The organism is Stenotrophomonas sp. 82F1 (assembly GCF_056861525.1).
The window spans coordinates 70,508-87,959 of sequence record NZ_JBSPUD010000004.1; the positions used below are offsets into that span (position 1 = coordinate 70,508).

Here is a 17,452-nt window from a genome sequence, read left to right on the forward strand (position 1 = left end):
TCGGAGCCCCGGACCACCGCTGGCCGGAATCCCCCTAGCTGCTGCACCAGCAATCCCCGATACACCCTGGAGAGCGGCTGCCGCACCATCAAGCGCCCCTCCGCAGGAAATCACACATGAGCCTGGCGCTGGTCCACAGCCGTGCCCGCGCCGGGGTCGATGCCCCGCTGGTGCGGATCGAAGTGCATCTCTCCGGTGGCCTGCCGGTCACCCAGATTGTCGGCTTGGCCGAGACCAGCGTGCGTGAGTCACGCGAGCGCGTACGGGCGGCCCTGCTGTGCGCGCGCTTCGATTTTCCGCAGCGGCGCATCACGTTGAACCTCGCCCCGGCCGACCTACCCAAGGAAGGCGGACGCTACGATCTGGCTATTGCCTTGGGCATCCTCGCTGCCAGTGGTCAGGTCGATCCGCAGTCCTTGCTGCAGTACGAGTTCCTCGGCGAGCTGGGCCTGACTGGCGAGCTGCGCCCGGTATCCGGCGCGCTGCCCGCCGCCATCGCCGCCGCCGAAGCCGGGCGCATCCTGATCGTGCCGCCGGGTAACGCTGCCGAAGCCGCGCTGGCCCAGCACGCCGATGTGCGCGTGGCGCGTACCCTGCTGGAATGCTGCGCCGGGCTGGGCAATCCGCGCCTGCTGCCGCAGGTGGAACGCGTGGACACCACGCCGTTGCCACTTCCGGATCTGGCCGACGTGCGCGGGCAGGCGCTCGCACGCCGGGCGCTGGAAGTGGCGGCGGCCGGTGGCCATCATCTGTTGCTGATCGGCAGCCCCGGCTGCGGCAAGACCCTGCTCGCCTCGCGCCTGCCCAGCCTGTTGCCGGATAGCGAAGAGATCGATGCCCTGCAGCTCGCGGCCATTACCTCGGTCAGCGGCGAAGGACTGGACCCGAAGCGCTGGCGGCAGCGGCCGTTCCGGGCGCCGCACCACAGTGCGAGCGCGGCGGCGTTGGTGGGTGGCGGTAATCCGCCCTGCCCCGGCGAGATTTCGCTGGCCCATCACGGCGTGCTTTTCCTGGATGAACTGCCGGAGTGGAACCGCAGCGCGCTGGAAACTCTGCGCGAGCCGCTGGAATCAGGCCACATCCGCATCTCCCGCGCGGCGCGCAGCGTGGTCTATCCCGCGCGTTTTCAACTGGTGGCGGCGATGAACCCCTGCCCCTGCGGCTGGGCCGGCGACCGCAGCAACCGCTGCCTGTGCAGCGACGAGCGCATCACCCGCTACCGCGCGCGGGTCTCGGGCCCGTTGCTGGACCGCATTGACCTGCACATCAACGTGAGCCGCATGGATGCGGTGGAGCTGCGTGAGAGCACACCGTTGGGTGAGCCCAGCGCCAGCGTGCGCTCGCGGGTGGAAGCGGCGCATGCGCGGCAACAAGCGCGTGGCGGCCTCAACGCGCACCTGCCGCCTGCCGCCTTGCGTGCCTGCACGCGCTTGGGCGAAGCCGACCAGGACCTGCTGGAACACGCCATCGAGCGACTGCAGCTTTCAGCGCGGGCGATGCATCGCATTCTGCGCGTAGCACGCACGATTGCCGACCTTGCCGAAAGCCAGAGCATCCAGACCGCGCACCTGGCCGAAGCCATTGGGTATCGGCAGTTGGATCGGGGCAAGCCAGGCACATAGCACGTCACCGCATGCCCGAAGGAATCAGATTCATCTGATATCTGCCATGCCACCTGCGCCCTGACCATTTCCGCGAGCCCATACACAAGGAGACGCGGTTTGCTCAGGATGCTCATCATGGGCGGGCAGGAAGCCGCCCGTCAGCGGATATCACGGACGATAGGACGGCGCGGCCTCATCCGCATGGAATCGATCTACAGCGTGGACAGCGGCCTGTCGGTGCTGGAGTGGCGCAACTACGACCTGGTGGGAACGTTCCTGGCGGCTGGCCTCGGCACGCGCCTGCAGGAGTCGTTCGTGCTGCGCGATGCGAAGGTGCAGCTGGTGCTGTTCGGCATGGGGCTGAGCGAAGAAGTCGCCAGCATCCGCCTGCGCCTGCGCGGGCAGGGCCTGCCGTCGCCGATTCTGGTCAGAACGGATTTTGATGCCTACGACGAGTCGCTGTTCTGGCGATCGCTGACGGCGCACATGATCCTGCCGTCGGTGCAGGAGGGCGCTGTCCCCCTCCCCGCCACGGGCGACGCGTGCGACCATGCAGGGCCCAGTCCCTAGCGGTGCCTGCCTCGCCAGGTGCCCGCCCAGCCATTCATGAGCACTCCCCAGCCGCCGCACCTGCCGACCTCCGATGCATCCACCCCGCTGACACCTGCGGCAACCGGCGGCGGGCCACTGGGTGAAACGAAGATGCGCGAAATCGCGGTGCGGATCTCGCAGTACTTCCGCGATTTCCTCGAGTCCGATTTCAAGCGCGCGCAGGCCCCGCGGCGCCGCATCGTGCTCACCAGCGATTCCGGCTTCCGCGCGGGCATGCGCACCGCGCCCTACCCGGCGTTGGACAAGGAGCTGTGGAAGCTGCTCAGCCGGCCCTCCGGCGAGGAGCTGTCGTTCACCATCGGCCCGCGCAGCTATACCCGGCCGATCAGCGCGACGCTGCGCCGCATCGTCGAAGAGCAGGTCAACGCCATCACCGAGACCGCCATCGCCACGGTGCGCGTAGCCGTGCTGGACAAGGCACGTGCCAGCGTGGCCGGTGCACTGGAAGACCCGGAAGCCTGGGTGGAATCGGTGCAGGGCATCCTGGTGGATGCGATGTGCGTGCAGGTGGTGCGGCCGCTGATCGCGCATCTGGCCGGCCCGCTGCAGGGCCAGGCGTACTGGGTGATGGATTCGCTGCACGCGGCGGAATCGGACCTGGTCACCCGTTCCGTTGTCGATCTGTACCAGACGCTGCCGGAAGTGCTGGCGCGCTTGCTGGCCACTGGCGACGAGCTGCCGCTGCAGCTGGCCTGCGAGCACCAGCTGACCCGCGACGGCACGATCAGCGCGCTGATGGCGTTCTTCGAGAACTTCGTGGCGGCTGACGCCTTCCATGAATTCCGCGACCTGGAAACCTATGTCGCCACCGGCGATGGCCTGCAGCTGTATCTCTACGTGGGCACGCTGAAGTACGCGGGCGTGCAGTACCCGGTGTTCTATCTGCCGCTGGACGTGGTGCGGGCCAAGGATGGGTCTGGCTATACGCTGACGCTCAGCAACCGCTTGTTCGCCAACCGCCGCGCGATCGACTTCGTGCTGCAGGAGCTGGCCGTGGGCATGGCCCGCGAGTGGGTGTCGCCGATCCAGGAGCGCATCCAGTACCTCGACCCGGCACAAAGCCTGTTTGAAGTGGCGGCATCGCTGTTCCGGCAGGTGGCCAACGCGGTGGATCTGGGCGGCGAGGTCTCGCTGTCCTCGTCTGCCAGCGAGGCGTCCACCGCCACCGTGGCGCTGTCGCCTGCCCTGCATCTGGCTGCGTTCGAGCGCGCCGACGAAGCGCTGCTGAATGATTTCGAAGAGATCATCGACCAGGCCCGCAATGGTGGGTCGAAGCTGGTGGATCTGTTCCACGGCATGGTGGAAGGCGTACTGATGCGCAACCCCGAGCCGATCGGGGAACGCGTGGAATCGGCCTGGGATGCGCTGCCGCTGGTCGAGCGCATGGTGTTCGATTCGCCCATCCCGTTGAACGAGGAACAGCGCAAGATCCTGCTGGCCGTGCGCGAGCCGCAGGGGCGGATCGTGGTGGTTGAAGGCCCGCCCGGCACCGGCAAGTCGCACACCATCACTGCCATCGCCGCCGACTGTGCGTTCAACAAGAAGAGCTGCCTGGTGCTGTCGGACAAGACCGAAGCGCTGGACGTGGTGTACGACAAGCTGTCCGATGCGATGAGCCGGGTTCGCCATGATCGCGATTTCCCCAACCCGATCCTGCGGCTGGGCCAGCAGGCAGCCAACTTCAAGCGCCTGACTTCCACCGGCACGATCAGCCAGATTTCGGCCTTCGCCAAGGCCATGAAGGCCAACCAGCCTGCACTTGAGAGCGAGCGCCAGGACACGGCGCAGACGCTGCGGCAGGCCATCTCCAGCACCGTGCAGACGCTGGGGGGTGTCTCGCTTGCCGCCGTGAAGGCCATGCACGAGCAGGAGGCGGAACTGGGCGAACGCGCGCCTGCGGTGTTGCAGCAGGTGCACGCGGTGATGGATGCCAACGTGCTGGCCGAGCTGGAAGCGGTGACTGCCCAGGCCGACGTGCTTGAAGCCTATCTTGCCGATCTGTTCGGCAGCACCGACTACACCCCTGCATCGCTGGACGAGCGCATCCGTCGCGATGCGGTGACAACGGCCTTCCTTGCCGACCGACCGGTCGACGGCTGGGACCTGTTCGAGTCGTTGGATGCCGACCAGGTACGGCTGCTGGGCACGCTGCTGCTGCAGTACCAGCAGCTGAAAATGCCGGTGCTGGGCTATCTGCTGCGCGGCAATGCCGTGCGCGGGCTGGAGCTGCAGCTCAACCAGCTGGGCACCACCCGGCCGCTGCTGCTCAAGCACGATGCAGCGGCGCTGCAGGCCATCGTGCAGGGCGCAAACGCGTTGCGCATGAAGCTGGAGGCCGAAGGCCTGGGCGCACAGCTGCCGGCCAGCTACCGGCAGATCGCCCACGGCGCCGCGCCGGGACCGGGTGCGGCGGTTGCACGGCAGGCAATGACCCTGCTGGCGCGGCTCAATCCGGCCATCGTCGAGACCCTGCTGGCCGAGCCGAAGGACGACCCCGCACTGTGGGCGCTGACCCTGCGCTTCCTGCAGGGCTGGATGGCCACGCGCAAGGCCTTCGTCGACGCGCCGCAGTACGACTATGTCGGCACCAAGACCAAGCTGGAACGCCTGAACACCTCGGTGATGAATGCCCACGTGGATGGGCGCCTGATCAGCTTCATGGACCATCACCGTGCCGACGCCCGCGCGCTGGCAGGCGTGATCGCCAACCGGCAGAAATTCCCGGTGGACAAGTTCGAGAGCGTGCGCGAGTCGTTCCCGGTGATGATCGCCAGCATCCGCGAGTTCGGCGAGTACATGCCGCTGGCGCCGGACCTGTTCGACGTACTGGTGATCGACGAAGGCTCGCAGGTGTCAGTGGCGCAGGCGCTGCCGGCGCTGCTGCGTGCGCGCAAGGTGGTGGTGCTGGGTGACTCCAAGCAGTTCTCCAACGTCAAGGCGGCCAACGCCAGCATCGCGCTGAACGACAAGTACCGCTCGGACCTGGTCAACTACTTCCGCGCCAACGTCAGCCAGCAGGCCGATGTACTGGAACGCCTGGCCATGTTCGATGTGAAGCGCTCGGTGCTGGAGTTCTGCTCGCTCTCGGCCTCGTATTCGGTGATGCTGCGCAAGCACTTCCGCAGCTATGCGGAACTGATCGGGTTCTCGTCCTCCACCTTCTACAACCACCAGCTGCAGGCATTGAAGATCCGCAGCCGGCCGCTGCAGGAGGTGATCCGCTTCAGCCAGGTCGATGCCAGCGGGTACCGCACCAGCCGCAGCACCAACGACGCGGAAGCGGCGTTCATTGCCGAGCGCCTGGTCGAGCTGCTGGATACGGAGGCGCCGCCCACGGTGGGCATCATCACGCCGTTCCGCGAGCAGCAGACGCTGTTGTCCAAGGCGTTGTTCAACCATCCGCGCGGCCGCGAGTTCGAAGAGCGGCTGCGGCTGAAGGTGATGACGGTCGACTCCTGCCAGGGTGAGGAACGCGGGCTGATCTTCTATTCGATGGTGGCGACCGCCGGCCAGGATGCCTTGAACTACATCTTCCCGGTCAGCCTGACCGGCGCGGTGGATGCGGTGGAGGACAAACTGAAGGTGCAGCGCCTGAATGTCGGCTTCTCCCGTGCGCAGGAGGCGATCTGGTTCGTCCATTCGATGCCGGTCGATGCGTTCCGCGGCGCAATCGGCAATGCGCTGCGTTACTACGCCAGCCAGCTGGAACGCCCCGCGCCCGACGCCGCGCAGACCGATGCGCGCAGCCCGATGGAATCGAAGGTGCTGCAGTGGCTGCAGCAGACGCCCTTCGTGTTGGAACATGGCGATGCGGTCGAGATCATTCCGCAGTTCCCGGTGGGCGACTACCTGCGCCAGCTTGACCCTACCTACCAGCATCCGGCGTGGCGCGTGGATTTCCTGGTGACCGTGCAGACCGTGCGCGGCGCGCTGCAGATCGTGATCGAGTACGACGGCTTCGAGTTCCATTTCCGCCGCGACAAGCCGGTGCATGTGGGCAACCACGAGCGCTATCTGGTCGAGGCCGACGTTGAGCGCCAGCTGACGCTGGAGAGCTACGGCTATCGCTTCCTGCGCATCAACCGCTTCAACCTCGGCAGCGACCCGGTGCAGACGCTGTCCGACCGGCTCTATCGCCTGATTGAAGTGGCCGGTACGGAGATCCGCTCGGCTGCGGTCGATCAGGTGATCGAGCAGGTGCAGGGGCTGGAGTCGAAGGAAAAGAAGGTCTGCAGCCGCTGCGGGCAGATCCGCAGCCAGGAGGAATTCTTCGACCCTGACCTGCGCGCCGGTGCTGGTGGGGTGGGACGGATCTGCATGCCCTGCAAAGTCAGCTGACGGAGGCGGTGTCGCGCGTGGTGGGTGATGCGGGGCGGATCAGGATCCCATCATGCGGAGGGGATCCTGGCCGCGTACCGCCACCGCTGCCAGCCGGCGGCTGACGAGCGCGTAGAGCTCCTCCAGCTCGGCGGCGCGGTCGGCGGTCATGTTCGCGCCGAACAGCACGCGTGACAGCGCGCGCTTGTGGGTGTCGTCGGGATGGCGCGCCCGCGCACGGTATACGGTCTGCAGCACCAGCCAGGCCAAACGGAAGCCGCCCCCGGGCAGGGGGCGGACCACGCGGTCATAGACCTGCCAGAACTGGTACTCGGCCTCCAGGTCGACCGTCGGTGCGGCGAACGGCACCGGACGCGGACGTCCATGGGCGCGTCTGCGGACCGGAGGAAAACGGGGGTTCTGCTGTGCCATGCGTACAGGATGACCCAGCAACATTGTGGGAACCTTGCGCTGGTGCCACGAAATCAGTGCAGATCGTGCAAACAGTGGATGGGGTCGGAGCCCTTTGCGTGGCAAAGGGATCCGACCCCGTTCCGTATCTCAGAACGACATCGACGTGCTCAGCATCACCTGCCGCGGGGCGCTGCGCTGCAGGGTCTGGTAGTCGCCCGAGAACGACGAACCGGCGATGGTGGCGGTGCCGATGTTGTTGCGGTTGAACAGGTTGCTGACGTCCAGCCGCAGCTCCAGCCCCGGCAGCAGGCTGTCCGGCCCCAGCTTGTAGGCCGTGTACGCGTTGACCTGCCAGAACGTCGGCACGCGGATGTCGTTTTCATAGGTGAAGGGCTGGCGCAGGTACGAGGTGCTGGTGGCGCCGAAACGCCAACCGCCAAAGTGCGCGGACAGGTCGCTGACCAGCGACAGCTGCGGATAGCCCGGCTGTGCGTTGCCCTTGATCGGGTACACGGTATCGCCCACCACGAAATCGCTGTCGTAGTACGAGCGCGCCAGTGCGATGCCCTGGTAGAACTGCAGGTGATCGGTCAGGTCGGCGGTGATGCCGAGGTCGGCGCCGATCACGTGCATCTTCGGCATCAGCCGCACCGTATTGATCTGTGCGAACTGGGTGCCGACCGCCGCCGACAGCAGGCGGTTGCGGATGTCGTTGTAGAACACGTCCGCCGTCACCGTCAGCCGGTCGAAACGGTGGCTGGCGCCAACGGTCAGGTTCCAGTTCTTCTCCGGCCGCAGGGTGCCGGCCACGCGGTCGAACTCTTCCTGGTCGGTGATGGTCCAGGCCGATGCGGTGTAGCCGATGTTGCCGCGTTGGGCCACGCGATAGCCGTTCATGGTGTTGGCCAGGTCGATGAAGGCATCGGTCTTTTCTGTCGGGCTCCAGTACAGCGATACATGCGGCAGGAAGTTGCTCTTGGCGCGCAGCGTGCCGTTCACCGGCCGCTCCGGCGCGTCGCCGATCCCACCGCCGGTGGTGCTGAAGTCCACCGCTTTGAAGCCCAGCCCCAGCACCAGCGTGTCGGTGACAGCGTAGTTGTCATGCAGGTAGAACTGCCGTGAACGGGTTACCCAGCTTGATGCGTTGTCGGTCTGGAACGCCGGCCCGTACACATCGAACGGCCCGGTGGCCTTCAGGGGCTTGCCCTCGCCCAGCAGCGGCTGCTGGTACCACTCGGTCTTCGCCGCCGCCTTGCTCTTCTCCTGCCAGAAGCCGGTGGTGATGGTGTGCGCACCGGTCTCGAACTGCAGGTTGAACATGCCACCCAAGCGGTTGAGCCGGGGCGTCTGCACCTGTTCGGAGAAGGGCGCGCCGTTGGGTGACGGCACGGTCGGGTCGGTCAGGGTGGCCTGGGTGTGGCTGTTGGCGTTGTACAGCTGCACGTTGCCGCTGAGCGCGGGCGTGATCTGGAAACGGTGGTTGATCGAGGCGACGCGGTCGCGGGTCACCTGGCCGGTGTCGTACGGAATCAGTTCGGACAGCTCACCGCAGGTGTAGGCGCCGCAGGATTTGTCGGCGTTCTCCGGCGAGGCTACGTAGTACGCCCACGCATAGTCCGGATAGAAGCTGTCGGCCTTCCAGCCGAGCTTGCGGATCATGTCGAAGGAGATGTTGTTGTAGCCCCACACCGCGGCCTTGCTGTCGGACAGGAACACGGTGAAGTCACCCCACGCCACATCCTGCTGGGCCTTGAGGTCGCCGCGCAGGAACTTCTGCGTGCCGGCGCCCTGGTACTTGTCGGCCGACACGCGCTGCAGGTCGACCAGCAGCTTCGGGCCGTGCTCGCCGAGCTGGCCGCTCTGGCCCGAGACCGTGGTGACCAGCGTGTTGTTGCTGCCTACGCCCTGCTTGATGCGCAGGCTGGGCGTGTCCTGCAGTTCTGCCAGCCGGTACTCGAGGCTGCCGCCATTGACGCTGCTGGAGAACACACTTACCGGCGCGCCGCCCGGGCTGACCGTGATCGAGCCGATGCCATCGGGCACGCCGACGTTGACCACGCTGGTGCCGGTAAGCGAGAGGAAGCCGTTGTCGTTCAGCGGCACGCCTTCGAAGGTGATGCCCATTTCATTCATGCGGAAACCGCGCACGAACAGGCTGGTGGCGGAGATATCCAGACCGAGACCGTCGGTGGCGGTGTAGCTGGCGCCCGGCACGTTCTTCAGCATCGACAGGCCGTTGTTGCCCGACACCATCGCGTCGAGGTCGGTGGCGTTGATGACGTAGCGGTTGGGGCCGACCACCTGGGTGGGCGTGCCAGCGGCACCGCGCGGCGTGGCGATGACCTGCAGCGCGTTCAGGGTGGTGGGGGTCTCATGGGCGGCGTCGGTCGACTCGGCAGCGTGCAGTGGTGCAACGAGAGCGGTGCCGATCGCCAGGGCAAGAAGCGTAGGTGGAGTGTTCATGGCCAGATCCAGGGTGCAGGGGAAAAGTGGCGCAGGCGCACGCCCAGCGCGATGCAGCGCCGGTGTACGGCGCGCTGGCTGGCGGCGATTGCGATGAAGGAATGACGGCGCGGTGCGCGCCGGTCAGAGGCGGATGGAAGCGGTGATCTTCCGGGTGATGCGGCGGGGTGATTTCGACGTGCGGAATTCTTGCATCGCACTGCCGCATACGCCATTGCACCGTGGTACAGCGCCAATGGCGATAGGGATGGCCAGGCTATACGTGGGTATAGCCCTGGCGTGGTAGAGGCCGACCCTGGTCGGCGCTTCCCGTCTGCGTGTGCCAACCAAGGTTGGCAACTACCTGGGCAGATCGACGTGCGGTTACTGCAGGACGAAGCGCTCGATCGCCCTGGCCACGCCTTCATCGGCGTTGGTCGCGGTCTCGAAACGCGCGGTCGCCTTCACCGCATCGATGGCATTGCCCATCGCCACGCTGGTGCCGGCGTACTGCAGCATGGTCAGGTCGTTTTCCTGGTCGCCGATGGCCATCACGTTGGCGCGGTCGATGCCCAGGTGCTCGGCCAGCTTCTGCAGGCTCGGCCCCTTGCCGGCGCGGCGGTCGAACACTTCCAGGAAGAACGGCGCGCTCTTCAGCACCGCGAAGCGCTCGGTCAGCGCAGCCGGCAGGCGCGCGATGGCAGCGTCCAGCACCTCTGGCTCGTCGATCATCATCAGCTTGATGAAGGACATGCCCGGGTCCATGTCGGTCACGCGGCGGTACGACAGTGGCATGCGCGAGAGATGCGAGTCGGCCACGGTGTAGATGCTGATGTCCTGGTTGGGCGTGTACATGCGCTGCGCGTCCAGCGCCTGGAAATGCACGCCGATCTCGCGGGCGACCTGTTCGCAGTACACGAAATCGTCGAAGCTGAGCGGATACTCGACCACCGTCTCGCGCGGGCCGATGCGCTGCACTAGGCCACCGTTGCAGGCAATGCAGTAATCGTCGTCGCCCTCGATGCCGAGTTCCTGCAGGAACGGCGCCAGGCCGGGAACCGGGCGGCCACTGGTCAGCACGATGTGCACGCCCAGCGCGCGCGCCTCGGCGATGGCCTGTTTCACGCGCGGAGTGAGCTTGTGAGCGGGGTCCAGCAGGGTGCCATCCATATCGATGGCGACCAGTTCGATGGTCGATTGCCTGCGACCCATGTCCATCATCTTCAACCAGTGCGGGGGATGCCCATTTTAGGCCAGGCCGCCGCACAACGCCGACCTCATGCATCGTTCACCTCCGCGCGGCGCAGGCCGGGGATACTCATGGGTCCTGTGCGTCCCCCACCGCAGGACGGCCCTATCGACCGCCCTTCCCTGGACACTCTTTCGACGCATGACCTACCAAGCGCCCGACGCCAGCGACACCGCCCCGCTTGCCCAGCAGATTGAAGACCTGATCGACGGCCTGCCCGGCGACCATATCCGCGTTGGCACCCTGCTGCATGCACTGGGCGACGAGGGCCTGATGCTCGTGGTGATCCTGCTGTCGGCGATCTTCCTGATTCCGGTGTCGATTCCCGGGCTGAGCACGGTATTCGGTGCGTCCATCCTGCTGATCGGCCTGAGCCGCGTGCGCGATCGCCCGTTGTGGGTGCCGCAGCGGTTGGCCGACAAGCAGATCGCCACCGAAAAGCTCAAAGCCAACCTGGGCCGTGCCCTGAAATGGGTGCACCGGATGGAGCGTCTGTCTCGGCCGATGCGGCTGGCAGCGATGGTGCGCTCGAAGAAGATGATGCGGTTGAACAATCTGGCGCTGGTGTTCGCCACGATCCTGCTGATGCTGCCGGCCGGGCCGATTCCCTTCAGCAACACGCTGCCGGCGCTGGCGCTGATGTCATTTGCGATCGGCTTCATCCAGCGCGATGGCGCCGCAGTGGCGGCCGGCTACGGCTTCGTGGTGGCGTCGGTGGTGTACTTCGGCGTACTGCTGGGCGGTGTAGGGTTTGCGGCCGAATCGGTGTTCAGTGGCTTCCGCAGCGGGTCATCGGCGCTGTAGAGCCGAGCCCATGCTCGGCTGCTCTTCCATCTGGGCGTGGAAACCCCGCGCTGCGCACGTCAGCCGAGCATGGGCTCGGCTCTACAGAAAGCCTGCGAAGTGCGGGTGGCCGGCTACTTCGCCGATACCCGCCACACCACGTCGCCCACATCGTCGGCGACCAGCAACGCGCCTTCGGCATCGATGGCCATGCCTACCGGCGCGCCCATCAGCGTCTTCTCATCCTTGGACGCGAACCCGCTCACCACCGCTTCCGGGCGGCCGGCCGGCTTGCCGTCCTTGAACGGCACGTACACCACTTCGTAGCCGCTCAACGGCGAGCGGTCCCAGCTGCCGTGCTCGCCGATGAAGGCACCGCCGTGGTACTTCGCCGGCAACGCCTGGCCGGTGTAGAACAGCAGGCCCAGCGGTGCCACGTGCGAGCCGATGGCGAAGTCCGGGCGGATCGCCTTGGCCACCAGGTCCGGCCGCTGCGGCTGCACGCGCTCGTCCACGTGCTGGCCGTAGTAGCTGTAGGGCCAGCCGTAGAACCCATGCTCCTGCACCGAGGTGAGGTAGTCCGGCACCAGGTCGGCACCGATCTCATCGCGCTCGTTCACCACCGCCCACAGCTTGCCGGTGCTCGGCTCCCAGTCCAGGCCGGTGGGGTTGCGCAGGCCCGAGGCGTAGATGCGGCTGCCGCGGGTGGCCACGTCCACTTCCAGCACCACCGCGCGGCGGTACTCGACGGCCAGGCCGTTCTCGGTGATGTTGCTGTTGGAGCCCACGCCCACATACAGCTTGCTGCCATCACGGCTGGCCAGCAGTTCCTTGGTCCAGTGGTGGTTGATGGTGCTGGGCAGGTCGGTGAACTCGCTGCCCTTGTCGGACATGCGGGTTTCGCCGGGCACGTAGTGGTACTTCATGATATTGCCGGTGTTGGCCACGTACAGCGTGTCGCCGATCAGCTGGATACCGAATGGCGAGTGCAGGTTTTCGATATAGACGTGCTGGGTCCAGGCGTTGGTACCCGGCGTGCGCCGCAGCAGGGTGACCCGGTTGCCGCCCTTGCCGGCCTTGCCCGAGCGCGCCTTCACCTTGCCGGCGATCCATTGCTTGGGCGTGGTGACCGGCTCTTCGCCGGGGCCATTGCCTTCCACCACCAGCACATCGCCGTTGGGCAGCGACAGCAGCCGGCGCGGATGCTGCAGGTTGGCGGCGATGCGCTCGATCTTCAGGCCATCGGCTACCGACGGTGACTGGCCCTCGGCCCAGCCCACGCCCTTGGGCACCTGCATCGGTGGCATCAGGTAGTTCTGCGGCGCAGGCAGCGGTGGTTGCGCACCGGATTGATCGGCCGGGTGGTACTCGGCTTTGCCGGCACAGGCGGCCAGCGCCAATGCCAGCGAGAGCACGCCCACGACGGGCAGGATGCGCTTAGCCATGACGGGCTCCTTGCAGCACCGGCTGCTGCAGCGAAAGCAGGATGAAACCGAGCGCGATCAGTGCCACCGTCAGCGCGGACAGGAGGGTACCCGGTACCGCCGCCGCATAGGCGTCGCGGCTGTGCACGAAGGCGTTCCAGATGGCCAGCACGATGGCGACCAGGTTGAGCAGGAAATCGAGGCGGTCAGTGCCGGTGGCGGTGCCGTTGCGGCGCCAGACCGCGAACAGGTTGATCAGGCGCGGCAGGATGGCGATCAGCAGGCCGAACGTGATCAGCCACGCGGCCGATTTGCCCCACATCACCTCGGCGGTGTTGAGGTAGAGGATGTCGAAGATGAGGCCGGCCACGAAAAAGCCGAACGGTATCGGGTTCAACAGGCTGAAGAGTGTAGTGCCGAGGCCGCGGTGGGCCTGGGCGACAGGGTTGACCATGATCGTGCTCCGTACGGGGAAGGGCTGCACGGGCTGTAGTAGCACAGGGGGGCGGGAGGGGGTGCGATGATCCGGGTATCGGGTGGCCTCGACACTATGGCGATGCCCAATGCGAAGTCCGCATGACGTGGCCAGTGCCATCCAGCTCCACCGACCACGCCTCGATATGGGGCAGGAATGGATTTTCGTACCACAGCCGTTCCACGCAGGTGCCGCTGCATGGCGTGCTGGCATAGCGGGAAAACGGTTGTCCACGCGGCTCGGTGACATCGGGTGCGCCCAGTGCATCGATGACCGCCTCACGACGGTCCCCGGGCTGCAGGGAAGCGATGCCGCGATCGGTCAGGACGGAAGTGGCCGAGCATCCCCCCACGTAAAGCATGGCTGCCAGCGCCAACAGCCACGCCAGGGTCTTCACGTCTGCGCCTCCGCATCTGGCTGCATGGCAGCGTCGCGTATCTCATGGAACGGCAGCATGATCTCGAAGCCGAATTCGTGTTCCATGCTGATGCGGACCAGGCCGCCAATCGCGTACCAGCTGGTGTTGGCGTGTACATCGATGCCACGCCAGCCGCCCTCGGCCAGCAGGTCCAGCGTCTGTGCCCGTGGCATCTTCGCCCTCTCCTCCCGCAGCAGCGCACGGCGGTGCCGCTTCATCAGCAGGCGCAGCTGCTTCACCGTGGTGATGTTGAATGCGCTGAGCTCCGGCAGCAGCTCGGCGATGTCGGCGTCGGTCCAGTAGTCGTGGCGGCGGTGATACATCGACAGCACCACCTTGCGGATGGTGGCCACGGTGAGCGGGGCCAGATCGGCACGGGCGCGGGCATTGGGGCGTGTCATCCGCTGTCCTCAGGGGGCTGCAGGCATGGTGGCATGGCGGGGGTGTGCCAACCAAGGTTGGCATCTACCGAAACTCAGGCCTGACCGGCGCAGTCGTCATTACCAGCCGGCATAAGTGTTTGTGACGCATTTGGCACATCAGCACATTGGCTGCGTGAAGAGGTAGGGGGTTGTTCGTTGTGTCGCGTTTGGCTCGTTGCGATGGGGCAGATCCGCCCCGCCGTCCTGCCATGCCGATTCACAACAGAAGGATTCGTGTATGAAGCGACACACGCAACGCTCCGCGCCACCGCGCTCTGCGCGCCTGGCCCTGGCCACTGCCCTGGTACTGGGCAGCCTGGCCCTTACCGCCCAGGCGCAACAGGCCGACCCGCTGGCGGGTATCCAGTGGCATCTGCTCAATACCGGGCAGACGGTGCCGGCCGATACGCTGCCGGTGGCCGGCAACGATCTCAATGTCGATGGCCTGTTCCGCAATGGTATCCGCGGCCAGGGCGTGGTGATCGGCATTGTCGATGACGGCCTGCAGATCGCCCACCCGGATCTGGCCGCGAACGTGGCGGCGGTGGCCGGCAAGAACTTCGCCAATGGCTCCAACAATCCCACCCCGTCCAATCCCGATGCCGACAACCACGGCACGATGGTGGGCGGCATCGCCGGTGCCGTGGGCGCCAACAACCTGGGCGTGCGCGGCGTAGCCCCGGCGGCGACGCTGAAGGGCTTCAACGTGCTGGCGTCCAATGCGCAGGGCAACCAGCAGAGCAACATCGAATACGCTTGGTGGGATGGCGCCGAGTCGGCCGATGTGCAGGTGTTCAACAACAGCTGGGGCGCGGGCCCGGGCAACCCCAACCTGCCCGTGGCCTACAGCCAGAACACGGTGAGTTCGTACGAGCAGGCATTGTCGGGCACCCGCGGTGGCCGCGGCGGCATCTACGTGAAGTCGGCCGGCAACAACTTCAACAACGCCTCGATCAGCCAGACCCAGGACGTCTGCACCACCGACACCAAGAACCGCAACACCGGCTGCGTGCCGGCCGGTCGCGATCCACGCAACAACCTGTTCAACGTGATCACCGTGGGTGCAGTACGCGCCGACGGCGTGCGCTCGTCGTACTCGTCCACCGGTTCGGCACTGTGGGTGTCGGCCTTTGGCGGCGAGTACGGCCTGCAGGCGCAGTACGCGCCGAACCTGGTGGCACGTGCGTACGATCCGGCCATCGTCACCACCGACGTGACCGGCTGCACCCAGGGCAGCAACAAGAACACCAACCGCCAGAACACACTGGACAGCAACCTGTCGGCGATCGACAGCACCTGCAACTACACCGCGAAGATGAACGGTACGTCGGCGTCGGCGCCGATGGTATCGGGCGTGGCAGCGCTGGTGCTGGAAGCGAATCCGAACCTGTCCTACCGCGATGTGAAGTACATCCTGGCCACCACCGCTACCCGCAACCACCCGAACCAGCCGGCAGTGACGCTGGCCGACGGTCGCACGCTGGTGCCGGGCTGGACGGTGAACGCTGCCAACCGCGCGTACAGCAACTGGTACGGCTTCGGTCTGGTCAACGCGGCGCGTGCGGTGCAGGTCGCCGAGACCTTCCAGTCGCTGGGGCCGCTGGTGGACAGCGGCTGGCGCACCACCACGCGCACCGTTGCCATCGGCAACACGACCAACGCGGCTGCGCGGTTGACCTTCCAGGTGGCCAATGGCGCACGCAACATCGAATCGGTGCAGCTGGGCTTCCGGGTCAACCACAGCAACACCCGCCAGCTGCAGTTCGTACTGGTTTCGCCCAGTGGCACGCGCAGCGTGGTGCAGCCGGCGTTTACCGCCATCGGCTCGGGTACCGGTGGCGTGCAGCGCAACTTCACCAACTGGGATCTGCTGTCCAGCAATGCCTTCCTGGATGAAAACGCCACCGGCACCTGGACGCTGGAAGTAACCGACATGGGGCAGGCCGCGAACGCTGCATCGCGCGGCAACCTCGAATTCTTCAAGATCCGCGTTCTGGGGCACTGATGATGAAGACGACCATTCTGTTGAGCACGCTCGCCTTCGCGGCGATGACCTCCCCTGCCTGGGCACAGAGCTCGGGGCAGACCCCACCGGCCCGGAGCCTGTCCACCGTGGATGCGCAGGAACTGAAAGCCTCCGCCACCGGCCGTTCGTTCGATGTGGGCGGCGCGCGTTTCCAGCTGTCTCCTTCGACCACCGTGAAGCAGGCCGCAGGCGGTCAGTTCACGATCACCCCGCAGGCGGCGGCGACCACGACCAGCGCGCGCAGCAAGCGTTCGCTGGATGGTGCAGCAGCAGGCGGCGCTGATGCCGGTGCCGGCAAGTTCGCGGCGGCGGTATCCAATGATGGTGCGCCTGTGGTGGCGACCTCACGGGTGAAGGTGTTCTTCACCGATGCGGCGTCTGCACAGCGCGCGGCGAAGGCCACTGGTGGCACCGTGGTGAAGGTGTCCAAGGCCGCAGGCCTGGCCATCGTGGAGTACCCGTCGGTGAACGCGGCGCTGGATGCGAGCACCCGGCTGCTGTCGACCGCGGGCGTCAAGGCGGCCGAGCCGGACGTGGTGCAGTGGGAAGAGAAGAAGTGATCTAGGGCGTTGCGTGGTGCCCCCGGTCGGTTGGCTCTCCTGGCCGGCCGGGGGATTGGTGCATGGGTGATCGTGTCGACCAAGGTCGACACCTACCGGGGACCCTCACCGCGAGCGTGCCGTGGACGTGTAGAGCCGAGCCTATGCTCGGCTGCTGTCCCTAGTGAATGTCGCAAACGCCACGTGGCACGAAATGCGTCCAGCCGTATCCTGATGTCCTCTCAATCGAGCCGGGTACTCGGCGGGGGCTGCACGTTGGATGTTGCTATCACTGGAGATCAGTACGCCGCACTGCAGAAGTTCGTTGCAGCGATTTCCGCAAGGAACCGCGAAGTGCTGTCAGAGCGATTTCTTGTTCCAGTAGACGTCATCGACGAGATCTTCGAAGCAATCAACGACTATTTTGACGAAGGAGTGGTCCTCACAGTTCCGATGACTGGAATAGCTGCCATTCCGGGGGATTCGCGACCACCCGTGGATGCCTATCGAGCCAACGCCGGGACCGTTATTGTCGATTGCGTACTGTTCGCTGACGGAATTCCTGACCAAGCATCCTTCATGTCGAGTTCTTGGATGACTCCGACCGTCTCCACTATCGATACGTCGGCTCTTGGCGCCGTGAGTCAGCCGCGACCCTGTCGGGACGGGTCGCGCTGAGCCGAGCATGGGCTCGGCTCTACAGCTGTGCCAACCAAGGTTGGCACCT

Annotated in this window: 14 protein-coding genes; 7 read left to right on the forward strand and 7 right to left on the reverse strand. The window is 66.0% G+C overall.

All coding sequences use genetic code 11. The features are described from left to right. The first annotated feature begins 116 nt into the window (after positions 1-116). From AC13GI_RS06545 to AC13GI_RS06555, 3 genes are all read left to right on the forward strand, one after another. Complete coding sequence (locus AC13GI_RS06545; protein ID WP_482995846.1) at positions 117-1,622, forward strand: YifB family Mg chelatase-like AAA ATPase; 1,506 nt, start codon at positions 117-119, stop codon at positions 1,620-1,622. Positions 1,623-1,730: 108 nt separating this feature from the next. Further along, positions 1,731-2,174 carry a hypothetical protein gene (locus AC13GI_RS06550; RefSeq protein WP_482995847.1) on the forward strand — a complete coding sequence of 148 codons (444 nt, stop codon included), beginning with the start codon at positions 1,731-1,733 and terminating at the stop codon, positions 2,172-2,174. 36 nt (positions 2,175-2,210) lie between these two features. Then, positions 2,211-6,554: an AAA domain-containing protein gene (locus AC13GI_RS06555; protein WP_482995848.1), complete on the forward strand. Its 4,344-nt coding sequence runs from the start codon at positions 2,211-2,213 to the stop codon at positions 6,552-6,554. 39 nt (positions 6,555-6,593) lie between these two features. Here AC13GI_RS06555 and AC13GI_RS06560 read toward each other — a convergent pair whose 3' ends face one another. The 3 genes from AC13GI_RS06560 to yidA all read right to left on the reverse strand — a co-directional run bounded on the left by AC13GI_RS06560 (position 6,594) and on the right by yidA (position 10,607). Then, entirely contained in the window at positions 6,594-6,902 is a 309-nt protein-coding gene (locus AC13GI_RS06560; RefSeq protein WP_243380029.1) for a hypothetical protein, read from the reverse strand. Between the two features lie 192 nt (positions 6,903-7,094). Further along, entirely contained in the window at positions 7,095-9,410 is a 2,316-nt protein-coding gene (locus tag AC13GI_RS06565; RefSeq protein WP_482995849.1) for a TonB-dependent receptor, read from the reverse strand. 363 nt (positions 9,411-9,773) lie between these two features. Next, positions 9,774-10,607 carry a sugar-phosphatase gene (gene yidA / locus AC13GI_RS06570; RefSeq protein ID WP_482995850.1) on the reverse strand — a complete coding sequence of 278 codons (834 nt, stop codon included), beginning with the start codon at positions 10,605-10,607 and terminating at the stop codon, positions 9,774-9,776. 172 nt (positions 10,608-10,779) lie between these two features. Between yidA and AC13GI_RS06575 the strand changes: the two genes are divergently transcribed. Further along, a complete protein-coding gene (locus tag AC13GI_RS06575; RefSeq protein ID WP_482995851.1) occupies positions 10,780-11,442 on the forward strand; it encodes an exopolysaccharide biosynthesis protein in 663 nt (220 codons plus the stop codon). Positions 11,443-11,555: 113 nt separating this feature from the next. Here AC13GI_RS06575 and AC13GI_RS06580 read toward each other — a convergent pair whose 3' ends face one another. From AC13GI_RS06580 to AC13GI_RS06595, 4 genes are all read right to left on the reverse strand, one after another. Next, complete coding sequence (locus tag AC13GI_RS06580; protein ID WP_099819758.1) at positions 11,556-12,866, reverse strand: PQQ-dependent sugar dehydrogenase; 1,311 nt, start codon at positions 12,864-12,866, stop codon at positions 11,556-11,558. Then, positions 12,859-13,299, reverse strand: coding sequence for a DUF2231 domain-containing protein (locus AC13GI_RS06585; protein ID WP_089237509.1), 441 nt, complete (start codon positions 13,297-13,299; stop codon positions 12,859-12,861). Before AC13GI_RS06585 ends, AC13GI_RS06580 begins: the two co-directional genes overlap by 8 nt. A gap of 94 nt (positions 13,300-13,393) precedes the next feature. Continuing rightward, positions 13,394-13,717 carry a hypothetical protein gene (locus AC13GI_RS06590; protein ID WP_380654551.1) on the reverse strand — a complete coding sequence of 108 codons (324 nt, stop codon included), beginning with the start codon at positions 13,715-13,717 and terminating at the stop codon, positions 13,394-13,396. Continuing rightward, on the reverse strand, positions 13,714-14,139 hold the full coding sequence (locus AC13GI_RS06595; RefSeq protein WP_380654548.1) for a hypothetical protein: 426 nt from the start codon (positions 14,137-14,139) through the stop codon (positions 13,714-13,716). The genes AC13GI_RS06590 and AC13GI_RS06595 overlap by 4 nt, the downstream gene beginning before the upstream one ends. 259 nt (positions 14,140-14,398) lie before the next feature. On the opposite strand from AC13GI_RS06595, the gene AC13GI_RS06600 reads away from it, so the two are divergent. From AC13GI_RS06600 to AC13GI_RS06610, 3 genes are all read left to right on the forward strand, one after another. Then, a complete protein-coding gene (locus tag AC13GI_RS06600) occupies positions 14,399-16,165 on the forward strand; it encodes a S8 family serine peptidase (protein ID WP_482995852.1) in 1,767 nt (588 codons plus the stop codon). After that, entirely contained in the window at positions 16,165-16,746 is a 582-nt protein-coding gene (locus AC13GI_RS06605; protein WP_099819761.1) for a S8 family serine peptidase, read from the forward strand. Before AC13GI_RS06600 ends, AC13GI_RS06605 begins: the two co-directional genes overlap by 1 nt. Before the next feature lie 213 nt (positions 16,747-16,959). Then, on the forward strand, positions 16,960-17,403 hold the full coding sequence (locus AC13GI_RS06610) for a hypothetical protein (RefSeq protein WP_482995853.1): 444 nt from the start codon (positions 16,960-16,962) through the stop codon (positions 17,401-17,403). The last annotated feature ends 49 nt before the right edge of the window (positions 17,404-17,452 follow it).

Excerpts from the sequence above, each read along its gene's own strand:
- AC13GI_RS06585 (WP_089237509.1), bottom strand. The coding sequence starts at position 13,299 with ATGGTCAACCCTGTCGCCCAGGCCCACCGCGGCCTCGGCACTACACTC.
- AC13GI_RS06580 (WP_099819758.1), bottom strand. The coding sequence starts at position 12,866 with ATGGCTAAGCGCATCCTGCCCGTCGTGGGCGTGCTCTCGCTGGCATTG.
- yidA (WP_482995850.1), bottom strand. The coding sequence starts at position 10,607 with ATGGACATGGGTCGCAGGCAATCGACCATCGAACTGGTCGCCATCGAT.
- AC13GI_RS06610 (WP_482995853.1), top strand. The coding sequence starts at position 16,960 with ATGTCCTCTCAATCGAGCCGGGTACTCGGCGGGGGCTGCACGTTGGAT.
- AC13GI_RS06555 (WP_482995848.1), top strand. The coding sequence starts at position 2,211 with ATGAGCACTCCCCAGCCGCCGCACCTGCCGACCTCCGATGCATCCACC.
- AC13GI_RS06545 (WP_482995846.1), top strand. The coding sequence starts at position 117 with ATGAGCCTGGCGCTGGTCCACAGCCGTGCCCGCGCCGGGGTCGATGCC.
- AC13GI_RS06605 (WP_099819761.1), top strand. The coding sequence starts at position 16,165 with ATGATGAAGACGACCATTCTGTTGAGCACGCTCGCCTTCGCGGCGATG.
- AC13GI_RS06595 (WP_380654548.1), bottom strand. The coding sequence starts at position 14,139 with ATGACACGCCCCAATGCCCGCGCCCGTGCCGATCTGGCCCCGCTCACC.
- AC13GI_RS06565 (WP_482995849.1), bottom strand. The coding sequence starts at position 9,410 with ATGAACACTCCACCTACGCTTCTTGCCCTGGCGATCGGCACCGCTCTC.
- AC13GI_RS06600 (WP_482995852.1), top strand. The coding sequence starts at position 14,399 with ATGAAGCGACACACGCAACGCTCCGCGCCACCGCGCTCTGCGCGCCTG.
- AC13GI_RS06575 (WP_482995851.1), top strand. The coding sequence starts at position 10,780 with ATGACCTACCAAGCGCCCGACGCCAGCGACACCGCCCCGCTTGCCCAG.
- AC13GI_RS06550 (WP_482995847.1), top strand. The coding sequence starts at position 1,731 with ATGCTCATCATGGGCGGGCAGGAAGCCGCCCGTCAGCGGATATCACGG.